This window comes from Deltaproteobacteria bacterium, assembly GCA_028818775.1.
GTDB lineage: Bacteria > Desulfobacterota > Binatia > UBA9968 > JAJDTQ01 > JAJDTQ01.
Genome location: JAPPNE010000059.1, coordinates 1 through 26,302, shown reverse-complemented (window position 1 = coordinate 26,302; position 26,302 = coordinate 1). Strand labels below are relative to the sequence as shown.

Here is a 26,302-nt window from a genome sequence, read left to right as displayed (position 1 = left end):
GGTACCGCTCCTTGAATTGGATTTGGCGAAACGTGCTTGTCTTGTCCGGGGGATCAGGTCCGGGGAACAAAAACGGGCCGGCGCCTGCCCGGCCCGATAAGACACAGATGTATATAGCGTCCCGCCGCACCGGGGGTCAAGACCGCGGCACGGGTCTTTCCCGGAGCGCCGCAAGACCGGCGCGGGACGCTCCGGCCCAGTGGGCTCCTGCCATGGTTCGCGAATGATTTTCTCGATGCGACAAGGAGTTAGGATAAGATTTCGAGTTTGACAGAGACCGCTGTTCCTGAGAAGATTGCCGTTCGCGCCCTGTCAGGTTGCTTTTGTGTTCAGTGGGAGGGAGTTTCCATGCCCATCCTCAAGATGATCGAGTGTCCCGCCGATCTCAAGAAGCTCGCTCCGGAGCAGTTTCCGGATCTCTGCGAGGAGATCCGGGAAGAGATCATCTCCGTCATCTCCAACGTCGGCGGGCACCTTGCCTCCAACCTCGGGGTGGTGGAGCTGACCGTGGCCCTCCACTACCTGCTGGACACGCCCAGGGACCTCATCGTCTGGGACACCAGCAACCAGGCGTACGCACACAAGCTGCTGACCGGGCGCCAGGACCAGTTCCACACCATCCGGCAGTACGACGGGCTGAGCGGCTTCTGCAAGCGCGAGGAGAGCGAGTACGACACCTTCAACGCGGGCCACGCGGGCACCGGCGTGTCGGCGGCCGTGGGCTTCGTGGAGGCGCGCGAGCAGCGGAAGCAGACCCACAAGGTCGTGTGCGTGGTGGGCGACGGGGCCCTCACCTCGGGGCTCACCATGGAGGGGCTTCAGCAGGCGGGCGGCCTGAAGCGCGACCTGCTGGTGATCCTCAACGACAACCAGATGTCCATCTCCAAGAACGTGGGCGCCATCTCCGCGTATCTCAACCGCACCATCACCGGCGAGTTCTTCGATCGCATCACCGAGGAGACCAAGCGGGTGCTGGGCAAGATGCCGCACATCGGCGAGCAGGTGCAGCGGCTGGCCGGCCGCGCCCAGGAGCTGGTCAAGGGGCTGCTGCTCCCCGGGCTGTGGTTCGAGGAGCTGGGGTTCCGCTACGTCGGCCCCATCGACGGCCACCAGTTCGAGCACCTGCTGCCGACCCTGGAGAACGTGCTGAAGCTCGACGGGCCGACGCTGCTGCACGTGGTCACCAAGAAGGGCCTGGGCTACGGACCGGCCATGGACAACCCGGTGTGGTTCCATGCCAGCTCCCCCTTCGACCGCGACACGGGAAGGCCCAAGAAGAAGTCCACGACGCCCTCCTACAGCAGCTTCGCCGTCAACACGCTCATCCAGCTTGCCAGGGACGATCCGCGCATCGTCGCCGTCACCGCGGCCATGTCCGAGGGGACGGGACTGGCGGCGTTCGAGAACGTCTTCCCCGAGCGTCTCTACGACGTCGGCATCGCCGAGCAGCACGCCGTGACCTTTGCCGCGGGACTCGCCGCCCAAGGCATGCGGCCGGTGATCCCCATCTACTCGACCTTCCTGCAGCGCGCGTACGACCAGGTGGTCCACGACGTGGCCACCCAGAACCTTCCGGTGACGCTCTGCATCGACCGCGGCGGCCTCGTGGCCGAGGACGGCACCACCCACCACGGCGCTTTCGACCTGGCCTACCTGCGGCACGTGCCCAACATGGTGGTGATGGCCCCGAAGGACGAGAACGAGCTGCAGCACATGGTCAAGTCGTGCGTCAGCTACGACCGGCCCGCGGCGGTGCGCTATCCCAGGGGTTCGAGCCTCGGGGTGGAGATGGACCCGATGCCGCAGGCGCTGCCGCTGGGCAAGGGGGAGCTCCTGCGGGAGGGGACGGACATCGCGCTCGTGGCCATCGGCGTGACCGTCCATCAGGCGGCGGAGGCGGCGGAACGGCTGCGAAAGGAAGGGATCTCCGCCGCGGTGATCAACGCGCGCTTCGTCAAGCCGCTGGACGGCGACCTCATCGGCGCGGTGGCACGGGAGGTGAAATGCCTCCTGACGGTGGAGGAGTCCAGCGCCATGGGCGGATTCGGCTCCGCGGTTTTGGAACTTCTTTCGGAAAAAGGTATCATGAACATACGAACCAAATGCCTGGGGTTGCCCGACCGGTACATCGAGCAGGGTCCCCAGGATCTGCTTCGCGAGAAGTACACCTTGACCGCCGACGGAATCCATCGACAGGCGAAGGAACTTCTCGCCCAGGTCGCCGGTCGGGCGGAGGTAGCCTGAAATAGCGCGGAGCTCAGCTCGTGTCGCAGCCGCCCACTGCCTACATCGAAGGGTACGCCAAGGGTCGCCTGTACGATGAAGCGCTGGCGGACAACTACATCCGCCACACCGCCATTGGAGACCCCGCCCTGGACCCGGTCATGGAGGAGCTCTCCTCCATGAATCCCGGCCACCTGCACCGGTTCGTCGGGGCCGGCATCGAGCAGCACGACGAGGTGCTGCGCGAAGCCCCGAAGTCCTTGCGGGATTTCTTCGAGAACCTCGAAGACCCCCCATGGCTCGACCACCAAGCCTTTCGTCCCGGTGTCCGCGCCTTCCACGCCAACGTGGATCTCATGCTCATCGCGTTCGTCACCGGCGTGCTGGTGGAGGGATTCGCCACGCTCATCTCGAAATCCTTCTACATCACGGGTCGGGTGGGCTCCACCAAGAGACGGCTCCAGCAGAACAACCGCCAGCTCCTGGACATCTTCTTCCCCGGCGGCCTCAACCGGGAAGGGGACGGATGGAAGCTGTCCACGCGGGTCCGCTTCGTGCACGCGCGGATCCGGAGTCTGCTGGCCAAGTCCGACGACTGGAACACCGAGGCTTGGGGTACGCCGTTGAGCGCCGCGCACCTGGGTTTCGCCATCTCCGTGTTCTCCAGACTCTTGCTGGAGTACGCGAAGCTGTTGGGCGCGAAGTTCAGCAAGGAAGAGTATGACAGCGTCCTCGCCGTCTGGCGCTATGCCGGCTACCTCATGGGGATACCGGACGCCATCCTGTATACCGACCGTCCTTCGGCCGAGAGGATGTACAAGATCGGCAAGCTCTGCGAGCCCGAGCCGGACGCGGATGCGGCGGCGGTGGCCAACATGCTGATCGATTCCATTCCGAAGATCGCCGACATCCAGGACCCGGCGGAGCAGCAACGAGTGACCGCCCTAGCCCGGCGCCTTTCCCGCGCGCTCATCGGCAACGAACTCGCCGACCATTACCAGTACCCCAAGACCACCACCTTCGGGACGCTGTTCATGTTCCGGATGAAACAGCGCCTTCAGCGCATGCTGAAGAGCGACCAGCTCATAAGGTCGGGAAACTTCTCCCAGATGATCCAGATCTCCGTGTACGACGAGGGCGGACTGAGCTACAAGATGCCCGACCACGTCCACTCATCGAAGTCGAACGAGTGGTGACGCTGCTTGTACCCGCGGCGTCCGTCCGATAAACGCTCCAACTCATGAACCGACTCTCCTTGGACGCGTACATTGCCGCCGTCCTGCGGCACCGGTGGCTGGTGGCCGGGCTCGCCACGCTGGTCATGCTGGCGCTGAGCGCCGGCGTGCCCCATGTCGTGGTCAAGAACGAGCACCGCGTCCTCTTCGGCGAGGACAATCCGCAGCTCGAGGCCTTCGACGCCCTGGAGAACACCTACTCCGCCGCCAACTCCGCGCTCATCGCCGTGGCTCCGCGAGCGGGCACGGTGTTCACCCGCGAGGTCCTGGGCGCCATCGAAGAGCTCACCGCCGCGGCGTGGGAGGCGCCCCATTCCACCCGTGTCGATTCCCTCACCAACTATACCCACAGCGAGGCCGACGGAGACGACCTGATCGTCGGGCCGCTGGTGGAGGACGCCTCGTCCCTGAGCGACGCGGACGTGGCGCGGGTCGAGAAGATCGCCTTGAGCTCCCCCGAGATCGCCGAGCGCCTGGTGTCCCGCGACGGCCGGGTGGCGGGGCTGGTCATCACCTTCGTGCTGCCGGAGGACTCGGACCCGGCGGTGATCGAGATTACCGACTACCTCCGGAACGTGCTGGGAAAGGCCCGCGCCGGCCATCCGGACGTCGACTACTACCTCACCGGCCTCGTGGTCATGAACCGCGCCTTCGCCCAAGCCACCGAAGACGACCTGGGGACCCTGGCCCCGGTGGTGTTCCTGATCATCGTCACCGGCGCGGCGCTGCTGCTGCGCTCGGTCTGGGGCACGGTGTCCCTGGTCCTGGTGCTCGTGTTTTCGGTCAACACCACAATGGGGTTCGCCGGCTGGATGGGCGCGGTGTTCAGCCCCGCCAACGCCGGCGTACCGATCATCGTCATGGCCATATCCGTGGCGAATTCGGTGCACATCGTCGCCGCCACCCTGTTGGGCATGAGCCGCGGGCTCGGCAAGGACGAAGCCATCGCCGAGGCGCTCAGGGCCGACGTCTATCCCGTCTTCCTGACCGCCGCCACCACGGCCATCGGCTTCCTCAGCCTGAACTCCTCGGATTCGCCGCCCTTCCACGTGCTCGGCAACTTCGTGGCGTTCGGCGTGGGGTGCGCCTTCCTCTACGCCGTGACGCTGCTGCCGGCGACGCTTTCCCTCCTGCCCCTGCGCGCGCCCCGCGCCCGCGCCGAGAGCCTGCCGTTCTTCGACCGGCTCGGCGCCTTCGTGGTGGCGCGCCGCCGGGTGCTGCTGTGGACCGTCCTTCTCGCGGCGGCGGCGCTGGCCACCGGCGTCCCCCGCATCCACCTCACCGACAACTGGACCCGGTACTTCGACCACCGCTACGAGTTCCGGCGCCACACGGACTTCGTGGTCGACAACCTCACCAGCCTGAACACGCTGGAGTACTCGCTCAAGGCGGAACGGGACGGCGGCATCACCGATCCGGCCTACCTGCGGGAGGTGGATGCCTTCGCCGAGTGGTTCCGCGGCCAGCCCGAGGTGAGCCACGTGCAGGCGTTTCCGGACATCATGAAGCGCCTGAACAAGAACATGCACAACGACGACCCGGCATTCTACCGGCTGCCGGACGATCCCAAGCTCGCCGCGCAGTACCTGCTGCTCTACGAGCTGTCGCTGCCGTTCGGCAGCGACCTGAACGACCGCATCGACGTGGGCAAGTCCGCCACGCGCATGACCGTCGTGGTCACCAGCTCGTCGTCAAGCGAACACCGCGAACTCGATGCGCGCGGGGCTGCCTGGCTCCGCGCCAACGCCCCGCAACTCGCCACCGAGGCCACCGGCCTCACCGTGGTCTTCGCCCACTTGTCCCGGCGCAACATCGAGAGCATGCTGCGAGGCACCATCGTCGCCATGGCGCTCATCTCGCTGATTCTCATCGGAGTCTTCAGAAGCGTGCGGCTGGGCCTCATCAGCCTCGTGCCCAACTTCATTCCCGCCATCATGACCTTCGGCCTGTGGGGCTGGCTCGTGGGCGAGGTGGGACTGGCGGCCTCGGTGATGGTCGCCATCTCCTTCGGCATCGTGGTGGACGACACGATCCACTTCCTCAGCAAGTATCTCAAGGCCCGCCGGGAAGGCCTCGCGGCCCCCGAGGCGGTGCGCTACGTCTTCCGCTCCGTGGGGCACGCGCTGTGGGTCACCACCGCGGTGCTGGCCGCCGGCTTCCTGGTGTTCGCGTCATCGGGATTCGAGGTGAGCTGGGCCCTCGGCCTCATGGTGACCAGCACGATTCTGTTTGCACTGGCGGGCGATTTTCTGCTTTTACCGATTCTGTTGATGGCCCTTGACCGGAGGGAAGCATGATTCACGTTCCGCCTCTTCGATGGGTGTCGTTCCTGCCCTGCTTGGCCTTGCTGGCGGGTCTCGCGGGACCGCCGGCGGCGCATTCGGAGACTCCGGAGGAGAAGGGGCTCCGCATCGCCAAGGAAGCCCGCGCGCGCGGGAAGGGCTTCGGCAACTTCACCGCGCGCCAGACCATGACCCTGCGCAACAAGCAGGGGCAGGAAAGCGTGCGCCAGGTCCGCATCAAGGTCCTGGAGGTGGACGGCGACGGCGACAAGAGCCTGTTCGTGTTCGACCAGCCGCGGGACGTGAAGGGCACGGCGTTCCTGATCCACGGCCACCTCACCAAGGCGGACGACCAGTGGCTCTACCTGCCGGCGCTCAAGCGGGTGAAGCGCATCAGCTCTTCCAACCGCTCCGGCTCCTTCATGGGCAGCGAGTTCGCCTACGAGGACATGAGCGTCCAGGAGGTGGAGCGGTTCACCTACAAGTACCTGCGCGACGAGCCCTGCGGCAAGCTGACGTGCACGCTCTCCGAGCGGTTCCCGACCGAGAAGCGGTCCGGCTACAAACGGCAGCTCGTGTGGCAGGACAAGGACGAGCTGCGGGTTTGGAAGGTGGAGTACTTCGACCGCAAGAACGCGCACCTGAAGACCCTCACGCTGGAGAAGTACGAGCAGTATCTGGGCCGTTACTGGCAGGCCGGCCTGATGACCATGGTCAATCACCTCACCGGCAAGAGCACGGTGCTCGAATGGGCCGATTTCAAGTTCGGCACCGATCTCGATGACCGCGACTTCTCCCGGACGGGGCTGAAACGGATCCGTTGATGCACGCTCCATCGCCGGCGAACCCCTCGTCCCCGCGTCGTCGAGACCCGGGCGGGTTTGCAACGGCGCCGCGCCATACCTCCGGCCGATGCCGGCTCGCGGCGGCCCTGATCATGGTCTGGTTTGCCGCGACGTTCCTTGCCGCGGGAGTGGCCGCCGCCCTTGAGATCGCCCACAGCGAACTGTCCGGTCGCATTGCCGCGGAAGGCCGGTGGTTCTACCAGGACAACGCCCATCCCGGCCAGGATTCCCATAACTCCGGGTTCGTGGTCGAGCCGAAGCTCTACGTTGAGGACGACGAGGGGCGCAGCCTCACGGTAAAGCCGTTCTTTCGCTACGATGCCGGGGACCGGGGCCGTACCCATGCCGACCTGCGCGAGGGCTATTTCCTGATCTACGGCGAGGCCGGCGAAGGGGAATGGGAGCTGCGCCTCGGCGTCGACCGCGTGTTCTGGGGAGTCGCCGAATCGCGCCACTTGGTGGACATCGTCAACCAGACCGACCTGGTCGAGCACCCCAACGAAGAGAGCAAGCTCGGCCAGCTCATGGCACATCTCACCTGGGCCGGCGAGTGGGGCGCGCTGGAGTTGTTCGCCCTGCCGTATCACCGGCAGCGTACCTTCCCGGGCCGGTCGGGCCGGCTGCGTTCACGGTTCGTGGTGGACGACGAGCATGTCACCTACGAGAGCGCGGCCAAGGAGTGGCACGTGGACCTCGCGGCCCGGTACAGCCGGAGCGCCGGCCCCCTCGATCTCGGCCTGAGCGTCTTCGAAGGCACCAGCCGGGAGCCCAGCCTGCGCGTGCTGCTGGACCGGAATGGCCTGCCATTGCTGGCAAACGGTGAACCATCGCTGTTTCCGCACTACGAGCAGATCCGGCAGTTCGGCGTGGACGCCCAACTCACCATCGAGTCCTGGCTGCTGAAGCTCGAGGTCATCCACCGCGCCGGCGCATCGAACGGGCTGGGACAGAAAGAGGACTACGCGGCCTTCGTGGCGGGCGGCGAATACACGTTCAACGCGGTCTTCGACTCGAACGCGGACCTGGGGCTGCTGGTGGAATGGACCTACGACGGCCGCGGTGACGACGCCCCCAACGTCTTCAACAACGAAGCCTTCGCCGGCCTCCGGCTGGGTCTGAACGACGTGGAGGGCACCCAGATAACCGTGAGCGTACTGTGGGACCTCGAGTATGCTTCACGCTCGCTGGGCCTTGAGCTGACCCGGCGGTTGACCGACCGGTGGTCACTGGAGGTCGCGGGAACCTTCTTCGTCGCCGTGGACAACAACGATTCGAACCTCTCCCAGACCCGGCGCGACAGCTTCGTCGAGATGGGCGTGACCTACCATTTTTGACCCCTCACGCCGGAGAGGGCGACTCGACGGTCAGTTCCCGCGGCAGCTTGAAGGTGACGTTCTCGTCGATGCCGTCGAGGCTCGTCAGGGTGACGTCGAACCCTTCGCGGAGCCGGTCCACCAGTCCCTGCACCAAGTCCTCGGGGGCCGAGGCGCCGGCGGTGACCCCAACGGACTCGGCGCCTTCCAGCCAGGCCGGGTCGAGGCCGGCGGCGTCCGGAATGAGGTAGCTGACGGTTCCGACCTCCTCGCCGATCTCCCGCAGCCGGTTCGAGTTGGAGCTGTAGTCCGCGCCGATGACCAGGATCACGTCGGACTCGGCCGCCAGAAGCCGCACCGCGCTCTGCCGGTTCTGGGTCGCGTAGCAGATGTCCTTCACGTCCGGGCCGAGGATTTCGGGGAAACGGGACTTCAGCGCCGCGATGATCTCACGGGTGTCGTCCACGCTAAGGGTGGTCTGCGTCACGTAGGAGAGCTTGGCCGGGTCGGCGGGCCGAAGCTCCGCCACGTCCGCCAGATTGGACACCAGGTGAACCGTGCCCGGCACCTGCCCCATGGTGCCCTCGACTTCCGGGTGGCCGGCGTGGCCGATGAGCACCACCTCATAGTCCTGGCGCGCGTAGCGCTGCGCCTCCACGTGGACCTTGCTCACCAGCGGGCAGGTGGCGTCGATCACCTGCAAGGCGCGGGCGTCGGCGGCATCCTCCACCTTGCGAGCGACGCCGTGGGCGCTGAACACGGTGACCGCGCCCTTCGGGATGTCCGAGACCTTCTCGACGAAGACCGCGCCCTTCTCGCGCAAGCCGTCCACCACGTGCTTGTTGTGGACGATCTCGTGCCGCACGTAGACCGGAGCGCCGTAGATCTCGAGCGCACGCTCGACGATGTCCACCGCTCGGACCACGCCGGCGCAGAAACCACGCGGCCGCGCCAGGATGACACGCAAGGGTCGTTTCGCCACTGGAATTCCTTCCTCTCTGACTCACTATGCAACAGCGGCACCCAAGGGTCAATGTTTCCGGCCGCTACGGAACGCCCCCATCGATGGCGCGCGCCGCCATGTGGCCGGAGCGGACGGCGCTCTCGATGGTCGCGGGCAGCCCGGTGTCGATCCAGTCCCCCGCCAGGTACACGTTGGCGAAACGGCCGCGCGTGCCCGGACGGCGTTTCACCTGCGCCGGCGTCTGCGCGAACGTCGCCCGCTTCTCCTTGACGACCCGGTACCGCGGCAGCGGCCGCGGCGGGCGCCCCAGGGCGGCGGCGACGTCGCGCCACGTCTTGCGGGCGATGGCGTCGGCGTCCTCGTCGACCATGCCGTCGGCCGCGCTGATGGTGATGGACGCGACATCGCCGCGGACGAACAGCCATTGGGCCGTCCCGCCGATGAGCCCGAGGAACGGCAGGTCTTCAGGCAGGCCACCGCGTTCCGACAGGCGGAAGTGGGCGTTGACGATGGCGTGGCTCTCCTCGGGGACGGCGAGGTCCGGCACCAGGCTCGCCGCGACCTGCGGCGGCAGCGCCAGGACGACGCTGTCGCCGTCTTTCAAGGCCACCGCTTCGGTGCCGAAATCCAAGCCCCGCGCCGCGCCGCCCTCGCCGGCGATGGCGCGCAACCGGGTGCCGAACCGGACGGCGGCGCCACGCCGGCACAGCAGCTCCAGCGCCGGGTCCACGAACGTCCCGGAGAGCCCGGTCCGGGCGATGCGCGGCCGGCAGGCGGCCTCTCCCCTGCCGAAGGTCTCACGCAAAACCGGCCACAGCAGACGCGCGGCGCCGGCCCGCACCGGGCTGTTCAGCGCGGCCACGGCCAGCGGTTCCCAGAACCTCTCGAACAGGGAACCATGATCGCCCACGCAATCGGTCACGGTGCGGTCCGCACCCGCCAGCGCGATACGGAGGCCGGAGAGGTACTCCAATGCGCGCGTGCCGGGCACGCGCCGGCGCGGGTCGAGAATCCACCAGGGCAGCGGGCCGGCGTTGGGGCGCAGGCGCCAGCGCTCGCCGCTGCGGAGGTCCAGGAACGGGAAGCAGGCCGAAGCAGGCCCCACCAACTCCTCGGCGGCGTCGATGGCCTCCAGGTAACTCATGGTGGAGCGGTTGCCGGTGAGCAGCAGGTGGTTGCCGTTGTCGATGGCGCAACCGAGCCTGTCATCGAAGTAGGACCGGCAGCGCCCGCCGGCCTGCCCGCTGGCTTCGCACAGGGTCACCGCGCGCCCCGCCCGCGCCAGTGAAACCGCGGCGGAAAGGCCGGCCAGACCGGCGCCGATGACATAGGTCCGGGCCACGAAAGAAGGCGCTCAGAGAAGGCCGTAGCGCAACGCGACCCACAGTTTGCGCGCCCGGCCAAGCCGCACGGACCGGTCCATGCGCGTCCAGCCACGGTCTTCCAGGAGCCGGAGCGTCTCGCGATAGACCGCCATCATGAGTACGATGGGGCGGACTTGGCGCCGCCCGAGCGGGGCCAGCAGCCGTTCGGTACCGGCGTAGTGGTCGCGCGCCATCCCCGCCAGCTCCGCACACGCCGCGACGAACCCCGGCTGGTCGCACACCGCGCTCAGGGGACTCTCCGGCACGCCGTGCCGCCGCATCAGGTCCAGGGGGACGTAGAGACGTCCGTTGGCCGCGTCTTCCTTCACGTCGCGCAGGATGTTGGTGAGTTGCACGGCGTTCCCGAGAGTCTCGGCAATCTGGTATCCAGGGTCCCGAGGCACGCCGAACGCGTGTATGGACAGCATCCCCACGGCACCCGCCACCCTGCGGCAATAGCGCAGCAGGTCATCCAGGGTCCCCATCCTGACCGCCGGCGCCGTGTCGGTCTCGACGCCGTCGATAACAGCGAGGAACTCCTCCCGCGGCAAATCGTAGCGCTGCACGGGCTGCAACAGCGCCCTTGTCGTAAGCCACCGCGGCTCGCCCGCGTAGAGCCGCGCGATCTCTTCACGCCACGCCGCCAATCCGCGCTTCTTCTCCGCGCTGTCCCCAGGCTCGTCGGCCACGTCGTCTACTTCGCGACAAAATGCGTAGATGGCGTACATGGCGCGGCGCCGCTCCGCCGGCAGCACCCGCATGCCCCACAGGAACGACGTGCCCGAGCGCGCCACAACCCGGTGAACGTGGGTCCACGGCTCCGTGGCACGTTCCCCCGGGGCTGCCGAGCCCGCCGTGCGCCTACCTTCCGCCATTCGACGCATCCTCGCCGCCGCGCGTGCCGGCACGAGGCGGTCCCGGCCCGCGGTTGCGTCGCAAGGCCCGCTCGAACAGCACCCGGCCGATGCCGCGCGCGCAACACGCCGCGTACTGGACCTTGGTCAACACCACCCGTTCGGCCAGCGGATCGCGCCGGCGCAGTTCCGCGCTGAGCCTCCAGGCGATGGCGACAATGACCGCGGCTTCCATGGCGAAACGCAGGTTGCGCAGGTGGCCGGGCAGCGCGTCCGCGGTTTCCAGAAGCCGGTCCGTGTGGTCGAGGCAGCGGTCCAACACCCGCCGCATGGGGGCGCCGGCGCCCCCATGCGCCAGGGCTCCTACATCGGCTCCCGCGGCCGACATCCAGTCACGCGGCAGGTAGACCCGGTTCAGCGCCTTGTAGTCCTCGCCGCAGTCCTGGAGGTGGTTGAGCACCTGGAGGGCGTTGCACAGGGCATCGGAGGCGGGGTAGGCCGCCGGCGACTCGCCATGCAGGTCCACCAGGTAGCGGCCCACCGGCGCCGCCGACAGGTCGCAGTAACCCATGAGATCGTCCCAGTCGTCATAGCGCAGCTTGACCGCGTCCTGCTTGAACGCCCGGGTCAGGTCCACGCAGTGCCGGGGCGTCACGCCGGTCTCGGCCAGGCTGCGACGGATGGCGTGCGCCTTGCCGAAAGCCGGCTCCGAGGCACCGGCGCCGGTGACCGCGTTGGCGAAACCGTCGAGGCGCGCGATCTTGTCGCCGGGCGACAGGGCCGGGTTGTCGGCGATGTCGTCGATGGCCCGGGCGTAGGCGTAGAAGGTGGCGATGTGCGGGCGCAGGCGCGCCGGCAAGAGCCACGAGCCCACCGGAAAATTCTCATCCGCCGCGGCCTTGCCGGACGGCGTTTCCATGGACACCGACGTATTCATCGTGGGGTACTGGTTTCGGCGAACGACCTCCATCAAATCCCGTTCGCCCTGCCGATCAGGCTACCACGAAACCGCCGTTCCGGACCATATGAACATACGGGTACCGCGTCTCATTGACCTGCCGTTGTCCCGCGTCACGATACGAAGGTTCCTGACCCATCTTGCTCCGGGACGGATCCGATGTGATGCTGATGACATGCGCTTGTGGAGTCTCCATCCGAGGTACCTCGACGCACGCGGGCTCGTCGCCTTGTGGCGGGAAGCGCTCCTCGCTCAGGCCGTCCTGGCAGGGACGACCGCCGGATACCGCAACCATCCGCAGTTGCTCCGTTTTCGCCAGCACCCCGCCCCCCTTGTCCTCCATCGCCCAGTACCTGCGGATCGTCCATGCGGAATCGGCGGCGCGCGGCTACCGGTTCGATCGACGTCGAATCGCGCGCCGCCGCACGTCCCGACAGATCAACGTGCCGCAGGGCCAGATGGAGTTCGAGTGGCGCCATCTGATGGACAAGCTGAGCAGGCGCTCACCCCGACGGCACGAGGAATTGCTCGCGGAAACCTCCCCCCTGCCGCACCCGCTGTTTCACGTGGTCCCCGGCGGCATTGCGGAGTGGGAAGCACCTTGATACCATGGTCAGCACCATGGTCAAATACAGGAACCCCTGGCTACCTTGAAGGAGGTTGAGCGATCCATGGCCGAGACAACCCTGACGATCAAGGCGTCCGAGTTCAAGGCGAAGTGTCTGAAGCTGATGGATGATGTCGCCGAGGGCGGCTATGAGATCGTCATCACCAAGAACGGCCGTCCGGTCTCGCGGCTGGTGCCCTACCGGGAACGACCCAAGAGCCTGTTCGGCATCGACAGGGGGAGAATTGAGATAATCGGTGACATTATCGAGCCCATCAATGTGGAGTGGGAGGCCGATAAGGGCAAGACGTGGAGCGGCGATTCGTGATTGTCCTGGATACGCACGTCATCCTTTGGACCAGATTGGATGAAGACCGACTCGGGGGCAATGCCCGAGTGGAAATCGACCGCGCATGGGCGTCGGAGGAGGTCGCCGTCTCGGCGATTTCGTTCTGGGAAATCGCGTTGCTTCAACAAAAGGGACGGATTCGATTCCCTGAAGACGTCGCCCACTGGCGTCGCGAGCTGCTCGACCAGGGCATAGTAGAAATCGCGGTCAATGGATCCATCGCCGTCCGCGCCATTGGTCTTCCCGAGTTCCATGCCGATCCCGCGGACCGCATGATCGTCGCCACGGCACTGGAAGGTCACCGCCTTGTCACCGCCGACCGCCGCATCCTCGGCTGGTCAGGCCCGCTAAGCCGTATCCGGGCAGACCGGTAGGGAGCCTGCATGGCAGACGAATTCGATGATCTCTTTCGCGTGACCCTTCTGGGCACGGGTGCGCCGCCGCCCGTGCTCGACCGTTTCGGGCCGAGCACGCTCGTGGAGGCAGGGGGCGAGAAGCTCTTGTTCGACGCCGGACGCGGCGCGCTGCAACGCCTGCACCAGCTCGGGCTTCCCTTCGGCGACATCACGGGCATGTTCCTCACCCACCACCACTCGGACCACGTGGTGGGTTTCGCGGATCTCTGGCTCACCGGCTGGATCGGCCGGCCCTGGGGCCGGCGCACCGTGCCGCTCAAGGTCTGGGGACCCGAGGGCACGAACCAAATGGCCGAGCACCTCCCCTTAGCCTTCGCCACCGACATCCGAGTGCGCAGCCACAGCTACAACGCCGACGGCGTGAAGCTCGAATCCACCGAGATCGAGGAGGGCGTCGTCTTCGACTCGGACGGCATCCGCGTCACCGCCTTCGAGGTCGATCACGGCGGCGAGCAGCTCGACGCCTTCGGCTACCGCATCGACTTCAACGGCCGCTCCGCGGTCCTGTCCGGCGACACCACCTTCAATGAGAACCTCATGGCGCACTCGCAGGACGTCGACCTCCTGGTTCACGAGGTCACTCACGGCATGGGCGGAGGCCTGGAGCGCGCCAACCTGGAACGCATCCGCCGCAACCACACCACCCCGGAAGACGCCGGCAAGGTGTTCGCGCGCACCCGCCCCCGGCTCGCCGTCTACAACCACATCCTCCTCTTCGGCGAAGCCACCGACGCCGACCTGGTCCCGGCCACCCGCGCGACCTACGCCGGACCGCTGGTGCTGGGCGAAGACCTGATGCGGTTCGACATCGGCGACGAGGTGCGGTGCAGGCCGTACACTTCGCCGGCCTGAACATACGCCCGTCCCGGAAGGAGAAGGACTTGGCCGACAAACCATCACGGAACGATTCCCGTCCCATCTCCCTCACCCTGGCCAGCAATGACTACCCGTTCTTCGGCGCGCTCACGAGCGGGCGCCACCAGGCGTACGGGCTGGACATTCGCTGGCATTACGTGGACCCGCCGAACAAGCTGTTCCGGCGGGTGCTGCGGTCGCCGCGCTACGATGTCACGGAGTTGTCGCTGTCGAGCTACACCATCATGCGGGAGCGGGGCTGGCGCGCCTACAAGGCATTCCCCATCTTCACGTCCCGGCGTTTTCGCCACTCGGCGCTGTTCGTGCGCGCGGACAGCAAGCTGGTGAGCGGGGAGCAGCTCAAGGGCAAGCGTGTGGGGGTGCCGGACTATCACATGACCGCGGCGGTGTGGATTCGCGGCATCCTTGAGGACGACTACGGCGTCAGGCCGGAGGACATCCGCTGGGTCACCGGACGGGTGGAGCGCGTCAGGCTGCCCCGGGAACTCGCCGGCAAGGTGGAGAACGCGGGCGGGGAAGCGCGGCTCTTCGACTGGCTCCTGGAGAAGAAACTCGACGCGGTGATCTACGCGCACCTGACCAGGCCGCCGGTGCCCGACGGCGCCGTGCGCTGCCTCTTCCCCGACGCCGTGGAACGGGAGAAAGAATACTTCCGCAGGCACGGCGTCATCCCGCTCATGCACCTGATGGCCATCAGGGAGAAGCACCTGGAGAAGGGGCTCGGGATCGCGCGCAAGGTGGAGCGGGTGCTCAGGAAGGAGAAGGAAGCCTTCTTCAAGCGGCTGGAGCGGGTCAGCACGGCCGGGGTGCTGCCGTGGTTCTCCGAGTACGTCGACGGCACCGCGGAAGTCCTCGGCTCCGACCCCTGGCCCCACGGCCTGGAGGCCAACCGCAAGGGCCTGGAGAAGTTCCTGGATTACTCCCTGGCCCAAGGCCTCATCTCGCACAGGCCCGACCTTCGCGAACTCTTCATCGACGTCTGACGGAGCCCGCGGGTCGGAGCGTCTCTCTTCGAATGCGCCGGAAAACGGGCAACGATGGCGCCCTACAGCACGAACGGCATGGTGGCGGAGAGCAGCACGCTTTGGTCCAGCAGCATGACGCGCTTGCATATCTTCCACCGGCCGTCCACCTTGCGCAGCACGTCGTCGCGCTTGCCGGCGAAGACGTCGGTGCTGTCCTCGAGCTTGTTGCGGTAGATCAGGACGCGGTACTTGACGCTGACTTCCTCGGGTTCTTCCAGGCTCGGCGTGGCCCGGAGGCCGTGGACGTTGGTGATCAGCCGGGAGACCCGCGGCGCGGGCTCCTCCACCCAGTGGACTCCGGAGGTGATCTGCTTGATGCGCAGCCGAAGGGTGCTCTTGCCCTCGTCGAACCAGTTCATGTCCCGGCCCTGGCGCGTGTTCTCCGTGTCCCAGTGGCCGAACTGGACGTTCCGGCGCATGGGCGCCCAGTAGGAGACGTCGTCGGTCAGGAGTTCCAGCCACTCCTCGTAGCGGCGCTCGTCCAGCAGGTCCGCCTCGGCGCACAGGAACTCGTGCACCTCCTGCGCCAGCAGCAGGTAGGCAAGCCCGGCGCCGTCCGGGGCCGGAGCCACCTTTCCCGCCAGCGTGGCCTTACGGCTGGTCACTCATCAACTCCGACCAGCGCCGGTAGAACGCCCGGGCGCCTTCCTCGGAAAAGGACGCCTTGACGGTCACCGCGTCGGGCAGGTTCTCCACGGGCTGCGCGAACCCCAGCCCCATGCCGTAGTGGTAAGGGTAGCGGCGCGCGATGGTGCCCCGGCTGGCCTCGGTGGCGTAGATCCAGTTGTCCATGTCGTCGGACTCCACCATGCCCGCCGGGCCGGAAAAGCGCATGTAGTAACGGCGCAGCAGGTCCTTGACCTCCCAGGGGGCGTCCCGGTCCACCAGGTACCAGCGCCACGCCTCGGTCCGGCCCGCGCCCAGCGGATGCCACACCACCATGGTGCGCGGGAACCAAGGATGGAACGAGGTGTTGGGGAAGATGCTGCCGTTGCCCGGGGTCACGGTGACCTTGCCCTTCTGCCGCTCCCGCCGCCTGGCCTCCACCTCCTTGAAGTACTCCGCCACCACCGGATCGTTGGGGAACTCGGGAAACCACGCCTCGGCGCCCACCTCCGGCGGCCCGGTGATGGTGGCGTGGCCGAGGGCGGGAAACGCCATCAACCCGCTGGTGAACCGCCTGGCCTGGTTCCGGTGCGTCGAGCCGTGCCGCTCCTGGCCCTCGCCCCCCGGCCCGACGCCGGCGATCTCGGCGGACTTGTGGGTGGTGGGGCTGTGATAAGTGTCCCAGGCGAAGTTCTCGGCGGCGAACTTCCAGTTGCACGGCATGCGCCACTTGACCACGCCGCCGAGCACCTCCGAGCCGCCCGCGCCGCCGTCCCGCGCATCCAGCAGCGCGTCCAGGTACAGGCGCATGCCCCCCAGGTACTCCTCGAAGGACGGCGCGGACGCGTCCCAATTGGCCCAGACGGTGCCCTTGTAGACCTCCATCCGCGCCGCGTGGATAAGCCCCCACTCGGCCTTGTCGAGCTGTTCGTCGTAGCCCGCGCGGTACTGCGGCACGCCGTAGAGGTCCCCGGGCGTCTTCACCAGGCCGCCGTCGGTGGAGTAGCTCCAACCGTGATACGGGCAGGTGAACACCGACGTGTTGCCCTGGTCGTAGCGGCACACTTTCATGCCCCGGTGCCGGCAGGTGTTGAGCAGCACGTGGATGCGCCCCTGCGGGTCGCGCGTCAGAATGACCGACTCGTCCCCCATGCGCGAAAGGAAGAAGTCGCCGGCCTCGGGGACCTGGCTCTCGTGGCCCACGAAGAGCCACGCGCGCGCGAAGATCCGCTCCAGCTCGGAGCGATAGATGTCCTCGTCGACGAAGATCTCCCGGCTGACGATGCCCCGGTCGAGATCGACCCACGTGCCGTTGTGTCGCGTCATCCTGTCCAAAGGAAACAGCGGAAGCCGCGGGTTGTCAAGGATTCGCCTGGCCGCCACCCCCCGTACGGGACTGGATACGGGATCAGGCCCGCACCTTGCGCAGGCTCGGCAGGAACAGGATCACCACGGCGGCCAGCGCGAGCACGAGGGCGCCCATGCCCATCACGGTGTAGGGGGCGCCGACGAAGTGCGCGCTGATGCCGGCGAGCAAGGCTCCGGCCGGGGTGATGCCGCGGTCGAGCATGTAGATGCTCATGACCCGGCCGCGCAGTTGGTCCGGCACGGTCATGTGCAGCACCATGTTGGAGACCGACATGAACAGCACCTGGAATCCGCCGACGATGACCAGGGTCAGCAGCGCCAGCGGCAGCGTGTGCACCAGCGCGAACAGGGCGAGGAAGATCCCTTGCAGCACCAGCGCCGCGAGCATCAGGAGCCCCGGCCGGCTCACCCTGCTGGCGAAATGAGCGACGCTCAGCATGGCCAGCATGGCGCCGAGGCCCGGCGCCGCCATCATGAGACCCAGGCCGTCCGCGCCCACCTGCAGCACGTCCTTCTGGAAGATGGGCAGGAGCGCCTGGTAGGGCATGGCGAAGAGACGCGGGATCATGGCCGTGGCCATGACCGCGAACACCACCGGTTCCGCCCACACGTAGCGGATGCCCTCGCGCAGGTTGCTCAACACCGACGAGCCCGCCGCCTCGCTGATCCGCACGGGCACGTGCATCCGGTAGATCATCCACAGCACGAACAGATAGGTTGCGCTCTGGATGTAGAAGTTCCCCGCCAGCCCGAACGCGACGATGAGCACCCCGCCCACGCTGGGGCCGATGATCTTGGTGAAGTTGAAGGCCGCGGAGTTGAGGGCCACGGCGTTCATCAGCTCCGCCCGCGGCACCACGTCGGGGATGAGCGCCTGGCGCACGGGTTCACTGAAGGACCACACCACGCCGGTCACCAGCGTGAAGGCGAACAGGTGCCACACCTCCAGCAGCCCCAGGCTCACCACCAGGCCCATGCCCAGGGCCGTGAGCAGAATGCACCACTGCGTGGTCATCATGAGCCGGCGCCGGTCCGTGCGGTCCGCGGCCACCCCGGCCAGCGGGCTGAAGATGAGAAAGGGCACGAAGCGCAGGCCGTTGATCGCCCCCAGCAGGATCGACGACCCGGTCATCTCGTAGGTGGCCCAGCCCAGGGTCACCTGCTGGATCCACAGCCCGCCGCTCAGGAAACAGGTGCCGGCCCACAAATACCGGAAGTCGCGGTTGCGCAGGGACGAGAAGGTGCTTCGAGATGCGCTGTTCAAAGCGGGCTCCCCGGCCCGGCCATCGCCGCCACCAGGCTGAGTTGGCGCCGGTCGAGGTTGGCGCTCTTGATGAGGGCGTAGACCTCCTGGCCGGGCGCCAGCGCCAGCTCGCGCACCGCCCCCCGGGTCACGAGCGCGGTGAGCGTGGTGTCGCCGATACGCAGCCTCAGCTCCGTCACCGGGCCGGCGCCGCCCTCGCCTATCTCCACCAGGGTCCCCCGGAGCACGTTGCGCAGGCTCAGTCCGCGCGGCCGCTCCGTGGCCACGCCCACGTCCCGCGCGCGGATCCACACGCGCACCGCAACCCCTTCCGGGATGTCCGCCAGCGGCACCCGCAGCTCGCCGCCGCGGAATTCGAGGTGCGTGATGCCGCCCTCGGCGTCGTGGCGCGCGACCCGTGTGGTGAGCATGGTGCCGGTTTCGGTCTCGTCCTCCGGCGACCACAGGTCCAGCCGGTTGAGGATCTCGTCCACTTCGCCGGACGCCGTGACCCGGCCCGCGGACACCAGCACGAGGTTGCGCGCCAGCCGCGACACCTCGTCGAGGGAATGGCTCACGTAGAGGATGGGAATGCCCATCTCGTCGAGGCGCTCGATGTAGGGCAGGATCTCCCGTTTCATGAGCACGTCGAGGGACGCCAGAGGCTCGTCCATCAAGAGCGCCCGCGGGCTGCTCAGGAGCGCCCGCCCCATGGCCACGCGCTGCTTCTCGCCGCCCGATAGCGACAACGGGCGGCGCCTCAGCAGGGCGCCCAGGTCCAGCAACTCGACCGCCTGCTCCATGGCCAGGTAGCGCTCGGCGGCGGGGGCGAAGCGCCGGCCGTAGAGCAGGTTCCGGCGCACGGTCAAGTGGGGGAACAGGCGTCCTTCCTGGAAAACGTAGCCGAGGCGCCGCTTCCACGGCGGCAGGTCGACGCCCGCGACGCTGTCGAAGAGCACGTGGCCGTCCACCGCGATGCGCCCGCGGTCGGGCCTCAGGAGCCCGCTCACCATGTTCACGATGGACGTCTTGCCGGCGCCGGAGCGGCCGAACAGGGCCGTGACCCCGCGTTCGCTGCGGAACCGGGCCTCGATGCGGAAGTCCCCGAGGCGGCGCTCGACGTCCACTTCAAGCACTCGCGTACCCCCGGGTCCTGCGCGCGACGTAGCGCCCCAGCATCTCCGACGCTACCAGCGCTACGATGGTGACCACAACGATGATGACGGTGAGGCGCATGGCGCCCGGCTCTCCGCCGGGCACCTGGAGCGCGGAATAGACCGCCAGGGACAGGGTCTGGGTCTCGCCGGGGATGTTCGACACGAACGTGACCGTGGCGCCGAACTCCCCGAGGCTCCGGGTGAAGCCGAGGATGGCGCCCACCACGATCCCCGGCAGGCTCAAGGGCAGCGTCACCGTTAGCCAAGCCCAGAAGCGGTTGGCCCCAAGGGTTTTGGCGGCGGCCTCCAGGCGCGGGTCGACGGCCTCCAGGCTGAGGCGGATGGGCCGCACCATCAAGGGGAAGGCCACCACCGCCGCGGCCACCACCGCGCCGGTCCAGCGAAAGGCGAACACCAGACCGAAAGTCTGCTCGAGCCACGCGCCCACAAAGCCCCGTCGCCCCAGCAGCAGGAGCAGCAGGTACCCGGTCACCACCGGCGGCAGCACCAGCGGCATGTGCAGCAGGGCGTTCAGGACCTCCTTGCCCCAGAAGTCGCGGCGCGCCAGCACGTGGGCCGCCGCCACCGCCAGTGGAAGGCCCGCCGCCGTGCTCCAGGCGGCGACGCGCACGCTCAGGCCGAGCGCCTCGACTTCCGCTGGGCTCAGGGACCACATGAGGGCGCTAGGGCTCCCGCACCGCGAAGCCGTGGGCCGCGAATGCCGCTCCAGCCTTGGGCGACCACAGGAAACCCAGGAGACGTTCCGCCTCGGGGTGGATGCTGGCGGCGGGGATGGCCGCTGAATAGTCGATGGACGGATGGGAGTGCTCGGGGAAGACCCCCACCACCGCGACTCTCGGATCCGCCTGTGCGTCGGTGGCGTAGACGATGCCGTAGGGCGCCTCGCCCCGCGCCACCAGCGCCAGCGCCCGGCGCACGTCCGGGGTGCCGGCGAGCCGGTCCGCCACGGTCCGCCAGACGCCGAAGGTCTTCAGCGCCGCCTTGGCGTAGACCCCCGCGGGGACGTAGGACGGATCGCCCATGGCCAGCCGCCCGCCGTCGAGGATGCGCGCCAGGGGGAAGCCGGTATGGATCGTCACCGGGGCGGCGCGGTCCGCCGGCGCCACCAGCACCAGCCGGTTGCCGAGGAGGTTGCCGCGGGTCCCCGGGCGCAGCCAGCGCCCGCGCTCCAGCCGGTCCATCCACTTGGGACTGGCCGAGATGTAGACGTCCGCCGCGGCGCCCTGCTCGATCTGCCGCGCCAGGACGGAACTCGCCGCATAGGACACCGCCACCCGCGCCCCGCCCGCCCGCTCGTAGGCCCGCGCCACCTCGTCCACCGCACCCTGGAGGCTGCCCGCCGCGAACACGAGCAGGCGTTCCGCCGCCGCGGCCGGCGCGCCGCAGGCCGCCACCAGGATCCACACTCCGGCGAGCACCCGGAGCGTTCGAATCGTCATTCGATTCGGGGCTTTGGTGCTTTCCATATTCATCTTTTTTTCTTGGCATTTTGTTGTCTATAATGCCAAGGTTCGACGCGTTCCGGGGCAAGGCGACGCACCAAGCTGTTCGCGAGCAAACTCCTCCGCTGCCCGGCAACCCTGAAAGGACCCCATGGCTGGACGCAAAGTTCCCTACGACCCCAAGACCGCCAACCTGTTGTGCTACGCCGCCGCGGTCCCTGCGTTTCTCGACGGCAGCGACACCCCCCGTGCGTATCTGGAGCGCTGCCTGGAAACCATCGAAGCGCTGGAGCCGGAAGTCAAAGCCTTCGTGCGCATGAACGTGGAGGGCGCGCGCGAGGCGGCGGACGCGGCCACGGCGCGCTACAAGGAGGGACGGCCCCTGTCCGCGGTGGACGGCATGCCCATGGCCATCAAGGACGTGCACGAGACCGAGGACATGCCCATGGAGGTGGGCAGCCCGGTGCTGGAGGGCTGGCAGTCCGGCTGGGACGGCGCCGCGGTCCACGCCCTGCGCAAGGGCGGCGCGCTCATCCTGGGCAAGACCGTGACCACGGAGTTCGCCTTCGCCGCGCCCGGTCCGACGCGCAACCCCTGGGACGTGTCGCGCACCCCCGGGGGCTCCTCCAGCGGCAGCGCCGCCGCGGTGGGCGCGCGCATGGTGCCGGCGGCCACGGGCACGCAGGTGCGCGGCTCGGTGCTGCGGCCGGCGGCCTACTGCGGCACCTACGCCATTAAGGCCTCCTACGGCGCCCTCAACACCTTGGGGGGATTTCCCTCGGCGCCGAGCCTGGCCCACCTGGGTATCCTCGCCGGCAGCCTGGAGGACATGTGGGGCACGGCCTGGTACATCTCGCACACCGCCGGCGGGGACCCCGGCCATCCGAGCCTCAACGGCGAGCCCTCGCTGCCGCCCGCGAGCAAGCCCCGGCGCGTGGTGCGGCTCGAGACCGCCGGATGGGACGCGACCCTGGATGAAACCAAGGCGGTCTTCGAAGGATACGTCGAAGAGCTGCGCTCCAGGGGGGTGGCGGTGGCGGGCCGCGCCGACGACCCGGAGGTGGAAGCCGTCGAGCACAAGCTCCGGGAGCTGCCGGAGGTCATCCTGCTGATGCTCACCTACGAGGGGCGCTACCCGCTGGCGCTGTATGCCGACCGCTGCCCGGAGCTCTTGAGCGAGCGGGTGCTGGAACGGGTGGAGGTGGGCCGGGGACTGACCTCCGCGGACTACGCCGGAGCGCTGGACTGGTGCCGGGACTTCCGCCGGCAGTGGGAGGCCATGGCGGGCCGCGCCGACGCATTCGTCACCCTCAACTCGGTGGACGCCGCGCCGGTGGGAATGCCGGTGGGCAACTCGATCTACGGCGAGCTCTCTTCGGTGGTGGGCGTTCCCACCCTGAACCTGCCGCTGCTGGCGCTCGACGCCATGCCGCTGGGGGTACAGCTCCTCGGCTACTACCGCAAGGACTGGGAGCTCGTGGGCATCGGGCGCTGGTTGGCGGAAGGCTGAAGCGCGTCCGCCTTCCTCATGTGCAAGAGGAGTCCTGAAACACTTCGCGATCACAAGGCCTTGTCGTGAAAGTCCTGGTCAGCCTCATCTACTCCTTCCTGGAGGCACCGGAAACCCGCCGCAACCTGGGCGTGCTGCTCAAGTTTCTGGCAATACTCGTCGGCACCATCGTCGTCTATACCATCCTCTTCCACGTCATCATGGTCGGCCTGGAAGGCAGGGACTACTCCTGGATCACCGGTTTCTACTGGACCCTGACCGTCATGAGCACCCTGGGGTTCGGCGACATCGTCTTCCACAGCGACGTCGGGAAAATCTTCAGCATCCTGGTCCTCTTGTCGGGCATCATCCTGCTGCTGATCCTGCTGCCGTTCACACTGATCCGTTCATTCTACGGGCCTTGGCTGGAAGCCCAGATACGCGGCCGCGCGCCGCGCCAGGTGCCGGAGGACCTGGCGGGGCACGTCATCATCTGCGGCTACGACGCGCTCGCCATCGGTCTCATCGAGCGGCTGGCGTTGTACGATATCGCCTACCAACTCATCGAGCCGGACCCCGCCGAGGCCGCGCGCAAGCATCGCGAGGGCCTGTCGGTCATCACCGGCGACGTCGACAGCCGGGAGACCTACATAAGCCTGCGGGCGCCACGCGCGCGCCTCATTCTCGCCAACCTGGGCGACGCGGTGAACACCAACATCACCATCACCGCCCGGGACGTGGCCCCCAGCGTTCCCATCGTCGCCACGGCGGAAGCGGAGGACTCCATCGACGTGCTGGAACTGAGCGGCTGCAGCCACGTGCTGCCGCTGCACCAGCAGCTTGCGGCACGCCTGGCCAACCGCGTCAACGCCGGCCACGCCGAGGTGCACGTCATCGGCGGCATCCGCAACCTGCGCATCGCCGAGTTCGCCGTGCACAACACCCCGTTCGCCGGCCGCACCATCCGTGAAACGCAGATCCGCGAAGCCACCGGCGTGGAGATCGTCAGCGTCTGGGAGCGCGGCAAGCTCCTGCCGGCGCGGCCCGACACGTACCTGTCCCATGCCAGCCTGCTCATGGTGGCGGGCACCGAGCAGCAGATCCTGGAGCTGAACCTGCTGCTGGTCATCTACGACATCAACTACCACCCGGTGCTGGTGATCGGCGGCGGCAAGGTCGGACGCGCCACCTCCCGGGCCATCCGGCGCAAGGACGTGGACGTGCACCTCATCGAGCGCAACGAGGCCCTGCGGGCGCGCATCGGCGAGATTCCCAGCCGGCTCTTCATCGGCGACGCCGCCGACCGGGACCTGCTGATGGAGGCCGGTCTGAACGATACGCCCGCGGTAGTGCTGTCCAGCAGCGACGACGCCACGAACATCTACCTGGCGGTCTTTTGCCGGCGCCTCAATCCCGAGGTCCTCATCCTCAGCCGCCTCACGCACCCGCGCAACCTCGAGGCCATATACCGGGCCGGCGCCGACTTCGCCCTGAGCTACACCTCCCAGGGCGTGGAGGACATCTTCGCCCAACTCCACGGACAGGAACTGTTGGTCATCGGCGAAGGCGTGGAACTGTTCGTCGTTCCCGCGCCGCCCCGTCTCGTCGGCCGGGACCTGGGCGCCGCCGCCGTGGCCGAGCGCACCGGGCTCACCGTCGTCGGCGTGCAGCAGAACGGCGTCGTCGTCACCAACCCACCGCCCTCCACCTCCCTCCACAAGGGCAGCGAACTGATCATGCTCGGAAACACCGAGCAGCGCCAGGCGTTCTCGCGGGATTTCGGGTGAGAGCGGGAGTACGCGAAAAACCCACGCAACGGGTCAAGGCCGTCAGGGGCTTAGCTAATTCCGTAAATGTTAGTGTGCAAGAGCGCCGTTATCGTTATGCCGGACACAAACCTCATGCCTTCGCGATGGCCGAGATCCTTCCCGGGCATTGGTAAGGTCGATGACGAACGGCCTTGGCGTCATCGCGGCCCGTCATGCGCCGATCCCGTTGTCGGCGAGGAAGCGGCTGAACAGAGCGAAGCACTGTTCAGGTTCCTCGAGCTGCAGGAGGTGGCTGGTATCGGGCACGACGGCGTAATCGATGCCGAACGTCTCGCAGAACAGCTTGCAGCAGGACGCGGTCTTCGCTGCGTCCTCGGGCTCCGGGTCGGAGCCGACGATCAGGAGCGGGCGCGCCGGCGGGCCGGGCTTCCGCCAGATCGGCAGCTCGGTGACGTCGGTATAGAGACCGGCTTCGACCGGGCCGGGGCAACAGAGCAGCCAATCTCCGCATGCGGGATCGAAGCGCATCACTGAGCGTGCGTTGAGTTCCGCCACCCCCTTCCGCAGGCGCCGGAACTGGTTCAGGTAACGGAATACCTCAGCCAGTTCCTCGGGATTCCGGAACCGGTTCTGGCGGATCAGGTTGGCGTCGCGCTGCACCTCGCCCGCGGTAATCCTCGGGCCGCGCAGCGGACTGCCTTCCGGCGGCACCATCGGCGGGTCGAACAGCACCAGCGCATCCCAGTGCCAGACGCCTTCGACGACCGCGAGCAGGGCCGTGATCGCGGACATGGAGTGAAAGACGCCGATAGTGGTCTTCTCGCCCCATTCCCCGGCGATCGCGCAATGCACCGCCGTGCTGTCGCGCGCGAATTGAGGATAGTGGTGCGTCTCCCCCGCGTGGAACGGGTTTCGCCCGCAGTTGCGAAAATCGAACAGGGCAAGGTCGAAACGCTCCAGCATCAGCCGCCAGAACGGGAAGTAGGAATCGCTCGCAAAGCCGGCTCCGTGGCTCAGCACGACACGCGGCCCGGACGGGGCGCCATGACGCACGATGCGTATCGGCGCGCCGTCGTCCATCATGAGATCGAGGGTTGCGGCGGGCTCGGGCAGGACGAATCCGACTGTTTCCTGCCGAGCCTCCAGGGTCGTAGCCAACCATCTACTCCGTCGTCTTCGTCGACCAGTTCCAGGACATTTGGCTGGCCAAATATAGCACCTCCAACCAGCGAGGTTAAAGCGCCGTTCTTGACGACCCGGCCGATTGCTTGAATCGAAACGGCTCGGCCATTACAGTTGGGCACCTTCCCCTTTAGTTGTTCCTTACCTGGGGGTCAGTTGAACCTGTACACGTAGAGACGCTTCTCCGATGGAAAGCAGTCCACAGCGCTTCAGGGTTAACTTGTTCCAAGGATTTGCCAAACAACCAATATATATCAGCCACTTATGAGTGATTTCCGAGGTCGATACATGGTCGGAGTCGACGTCGGCGGCACCTTCACAAACAACTGTTTTCGTAAATTTCGCCACACTCCGACACGAGACCTCATCCGCAGCCACCTGTCGACATCATGGGCTAACTGACTGTTATTATGGTATGTTTTCAAATAACGGACGCCTCTTGCAAAGCGGACTTTGGTACGCTTGAATAGACAGGCGTTTCAAGCTGGTCGCTTGCGTTGTGCTTACGGTTCGCCATGGGTTTTTCGGGGGTTTCGGGAGCAAGCCTTCGGTTGTCCGGGGATGGAGTGACGGAGAGCGCGAGGAGCAGCGGGCCCGCGGGGGCAAAGAGCGGAACGCCGGCAAGCGGGCGGAGAACCGAAGACAAGGGTTTGAACAACAGGACGACTTTCGATTGGGGAGGGTTTCGATGGCCAAGCTGCAGTACCGCAACAT

Annotated in this window: 23 protein-coding genes and 1 pseudogene; 12 read left to right on the top strand and 12 right to left on the bottom strand. The window is 67.3% G+C overall.

Annotated elements, in window-relative coordinates; all coding sequences use genetic code 11:
• The first annotated feature begins 348 nt into the window (after positions 1–348).
• The 5 genes from dxs to OXU42_07740 all read left to right on the top strand — a co-directional run bounded on the left by dxs (position 349) and on the right by OXU42_07740 (position 7,919).
• A complete protein-coding gene (dxs, locus tag OXU42_07760) occupies positions 349–2,244 on the top strand; it encodes a 1-deoxy-D-xylulose-5-phosphate synthase (GenBank protein MDE0029278.1) in 1,896 nt (631 codons plus the stop codon).
• 20 nt (positions 2,245–2,264) lie between these two features.
• On the top strand, positions 2,265–3,419 hold the full coding sequence (locus OXU42_07755) for an oxygenase MpaB family protein (GenBank protein ID MDE0029277.1): 1,155 nt from the start codon (positions 2,265–2,267) through the stop codon (positions 3,417–3,419).
• Between the two features lie 44 nt (positions 3,420–3,463).
• Positions 3,464–5,755 carry an MMPL family transporter gene (locus OXU42_07750; protein MDE0029276.1) on the top strand — a complete coding sequence of 764 codons (2,292 nt, stop codon included), beginning with the start codon at positions 3,464–3,466 and terminating at the stop codon, positions 5,753–5,755.
• Positions 5,752–6,564: an outer membrane lipoprotein-sorting protein gene (locus OXU42_07745; GenBank protein ID MDE0029275.1), complete on the top strand. Its 813-nt coding sequence runs from the start codon at positions 5,752–5,754 to the stop codon at positions 6,562–6,564. Before OXU42_07750 ends, OXU42_07745 begins: the two co-directional genes overlap by 4 nt.
• A 113-nt stretch (positions 6,565–6,677) precedes the next feature.
• Positions 6,678–7,919: a hypothetical protein gene (locus OXU42_07740; GenBank protein MDE0029274.1), complete on the top strand. Its 1,242-nt coding sequence runs from the start codon at positions 6,678–6,680 to the stop codon at positions 7,917–7,919.
• A 4-nt stretch (positions 7,920–7,923) separates the two neighbouring features.
• Here OXU42_07740 and ispH read toward each other — a convergent pair whose 3' ends face one another.
• The 4 genes from ispH to hpnC form a co-directional block, all read right to left on the bottom strand.
• Complete coding sequence (gene ispH, locus OXU42_07735) at positions 7,924–8,880, bottom strand: 4-hydroxy-3-methylbut-2-enyl diphosphate reductase (protein MDE0029273.1); 957 nt, start codon at positions 8,878–8,880, stop codon at positions 7,924–7,926.
• 64 nt (positions 8,881–8,944) lie between these two features.
• Positions 8,945–10,204 (bottom strand): hydroxysqualene dehydroxylase HpnE, encoded by a 1,260-nt coding sequence (gene hpnE / locus OXU42_07730; protein MDE0029272.1) that lies wholly within the window; start codon positions 10,202–10,204, stop codon positions 8,945–8,947.
• Between the two features lie 12 nt (positions 10,205–10,216).
• On the bottom strand, positions 10,217–11,101 hold the full coding sequence (gene hpnD, locus OXU42_07725; protein MDE0029271.1) for a presqualene diphosphate synthase HpnD: 885 nt from the start codon (positions 11,099–11,101) through the stop codon (positions 10,217–10,219).
• Positions 11,088–11,999, bottom strand: coding sequence for a squalene synthase HpnC (hpnC, locus tag OXU42_07720; protein MDE0029270.1), 912 nt, complete (start codon positions 11,997–11,999; stop codon positions 11,088–11,090). Before hpnC ends, hpnD begins: the two co-directional genes overlap by 14 nt.
• A gap of 214 nt (positions 12,000–12,213) precedes the next feature.
• On the opposite strand from hpnC, the pseudogene OXU42_07715 reads away from it, so the two are divergent.
• From OXU42_07715 to OXU42_07695, 5 genes and pseudogenes are all read left to right on the top strand, one after another.
• Positions 12,214–12,643 (top strand): annotated as a pseudogene (locus tag OXU42_07715) (pyrimidine dimer DNA glycosylase/endonuclease V).
• 66 nt (positions 12,644–12,709) lie between these two features.
• Positions 12,710–12,973: a type II toxin-antitoxin system prevent-host-death family antitoxin gene (locus OXU42_07710; GenBank protein ID MDE0029269.1), complete on the top strand. Its 264-nt coding sequence runs from the start codon at positions 12,710–12,712 to the stop codon at positions 12,971–12,973.
• Positions 12,970–13,368 (top strand): type II toxin-antitoxin system VapC family toxin, encoded by a 399-nt coding sequence (locus OXU42_07705; GenBank protein ID MDE0029268.1) that lies wholly within the window; start codon positions 12,970–12,972, stop codon positions 13,366–13,368. Before OXU42_07710 ends, OXU42_07705 begins: the two co-directional genes overlap by 4 nt.
• A gap of 9 nt (positions 13,369–13,377) precedes the next feature.
• On the top strand, positions 13,378–14,262 hold the full coding sequence (locus tag OXU42_07700; GenBank protein MDE0029267.1) for an MBL fold metallo-hydrolase: 885 nt from the start codon (positions 13,378–13,380) through the stop codon (positions 14,260–14,262).
• Positions 14,263–14,291: 29 nt separating this feature from the next.
• A complete protein-coding gene (locus OXU42_07695; protein MDE0029266.1) occupies positions 14,292–15,269 on the top strand; it encodes a PhnD/SsuA/transferrin family substrate-binding protein in 978 nt (325 codons plus the stop codon).
• Positions 15,270–15,331: 62 nt separating this feature from the next.
• Here the strand turns inward: OXU42_07695 and OXU42_07690 are convergent, their stop codons facing one another.
• The 6 genes from OXU42_07690 to modA form a co-directional block, all read right to left on the bottom strand.
• Positions 15,332–15,916 (bottom strand): 3-phenylpropionate/cinnamic acid dioxygenase subunit beta, encoded by a 585-nt coding sequence (locus OXU42_07690; protein ID MDE0029265.1) that lies wholly within the window; start codon positions 15,914–15,916, stop codon positions 15,332–15,334.
• Positions 15,903–17,243, bottom strand: coding sequence for an aromatic ring-hydroxylating dioxygenase subunit alpha (locus OXU42_07685; GenBank protein ID MDE0029264.1), 1,341 nt, complete (start codon positions 17,241–17,243; stop codon positions 15,903–15,905). The genes OXU42_07690 and OXU42_07685 overlap by 14 nt, the downstream gene beginning before the upstream one ends.
• A gap of 82 nt (positions 17,244–17,325) precedes the next feature.
• Positions 17,326–18,549, bottom strand: a complete 1,224-nt coding sequence (locus OXU42_07680; protein MDE0029263.1) for an MFS transporter — start codon at positions 18,547–18,549, stop codon at positions 17,326–17,328.
• Positions 18,546–19,664: a molybdenum ABC transporter ATP-binding protein gene (gene modC / locus OXU42_07675; protein ID MDE0029262.1), complete on the bottom strand. Its 1,119-nt coding sequence runs from the start codon at positions 19,662–19,664 to the stop codon at positions 18,546–18,548. The genes OXU42_07680 and modC overlap by 4 nt, the downstream gene beginning before the upstream one ends.
• The gene (gene modB, locus OXU42_07670) at positions 19,657–20,361 is read right to left on the bottom strand and encodes a molybdate ABC transporter permease subunit (GenBank protein MDE0029261.1); all 705 of its coding nucleotides are present in this window, start codon (positions 20,359–20,361) and stop codon (positions 19,657–19,659) included. The genes modC and modB overlap by 8 nt, the downstream gene beginning before the upstream one ends.
• A 7-nt stretch (positions 20,362–20,368) precedes the next feature.
• Entirely contained in the window at positions 20,369–21,145 is a 777-nt protein-coding gene (modA, locus tag OXU42_07665) for a molybdate ABC transporter substrate-binding protein (GenBank protein MDE0029260.1), read from the bottom strand.
• Between the two features lie 154 nt (positions 21,146–21,299).
• On the opposite strand from modA, the gene OXU42_07660 reads away from it, so the two are divergent.
• Together OXU42_07660 and OXU42_07655 are read left to right on the top strand one after the other, a co-directional pair.
• A complete protein-coding gene (locus tag OXU42_07660; protein ID MDE0029259.1) occupies positions 21,300–22,658 on the top strand; it encodes an amidase in 1,359 nt (452 codons plus the stop codon).
• A gap of 65 nt (positions 22,659–22,723) precedes the next feature.
• Positions 22,724–24,424: an NAD-binding protein gene (locus tag OXU42_07655; GenBank protein ID MDE0029258.1), complete on the top strand. Its 1,701-nt coding sequence runs from the start codon at positions 22,724–22,726 to the stop codon at positions 24,422–24,424.
• Positions 24,425–24,616: 192 nt separating this feature from the next.
• On the opposite strand, the gene OXU42_07650 is transcribed toward OXU42_07655, so the two are convergent.
• On the bottom strand, positions 24,617–25,564 hold the full coding sequence (locus OXU42_07650; protein ID MDE0029257.1) for an alpha/beta hydrolase: 948 nt from the start codon (positions 25,562–25,564) through the stop codon (positions 24,617–24,619).
• 445 nt (positions 25,565–26,009) lie between these two features.
• A partial coding sequence (locus OXU42_07645; GenBank protein ID MDE0029256.1) for a hypothetical protein occupies positions 26,010–26,302 on the bottom strand: 293 nt, incomplete at its 5' end.

What these genes read in the sequence shown, in the direction of transcription:
- hpnC (MDE0029270.1), bottom strand. Translation starts at nt 11,999, where the DNA reads ATGGAAACGCCGTCCGGCAAGGCCGCGGCGGATGAGAATTTTCCGGTG.
- hpnD (MDE0029271.1), bottom strand. Translation starts at nt 11,101, where the DNA reads ATGGCGGAAGGTAGGCGCACGGCGGGCTCGGCAGCCCCGGGGGAACGT.
- OXU42_07710 (MDE0029269.1), top strand. Translation starts at nt 12,710, where the DNA reads ATGGCCGAGACAACCCTGACGATCAAGGCGTCCGAGTTCAAGGCGAAG.
- OXU42_07745 (MDE0029275.1), top strand. Translation starts at nt 5,752, where the DNA reads ATGATTCACGTTCCGCCTCTTCGATGGGTGTCGTTCCTGCCCTGCTTG.
- OXU42_07660 (MDE0029259.1), top strand. Translation starts at nt 21,300, where the DNA reads ATGGCTGGACGCAAAGTTCCCTACGACCCCAAGACCGCCAACCTGTTG.
- OXU42_07685 (MDE0029264.1), bottom strand. Translation starts at nt 17,243, where the DNA reads ATGACGCGACACAACGGCACGTGGGTCGATCTCGACCGGGGCATCGTC.
- dxs (MDE0029278.1), top strand. Translation starts at nt 349, where the DNA reads ATGCCCATCCTCAAGATGATCGAGTGTCCCGCCGATCTCAAGAAGCTC.
- OXU42_07750 (MDE0029276.1), top strand. Translation starts at nt 3,464, where the DNA reads ATGAACCGACTCTCCTTGGACGCGTACATTGCCGCCGTCCTGCGGCAC.
- modB (MDE0029261.1), bottom strand. Translation starts at nt 20,361, where the DNA reads ATGTGGTCCCTGAGCCCAGCGGAAGTCGAGGCGCTCGGCCTGAGCGTG.
- modA (MDE0029260.1), bottom strand. Translation starts at nt 21,145, where the DNA reads ATGACGATTCGAACGCTCCGGGTGCTCGCCGGAGTGTGGATCCTGGTG.
- OXU42_07740 (MDE0029274.1), top strand. Translation starts at nt 6,678, where the DNA reads ATGGTCTGGTTTGCCGCGACGTTCCTTGCCGCGGGAGTGGCCGCCGCC.
- OXU42_07700 (MDE0029267.1), top strand. Translation starts at nt 13,378, where the DNA reads ATGGCAGACGAATTCGATGATCTCTTTCGCGTGACCCTTCTGGGCACG.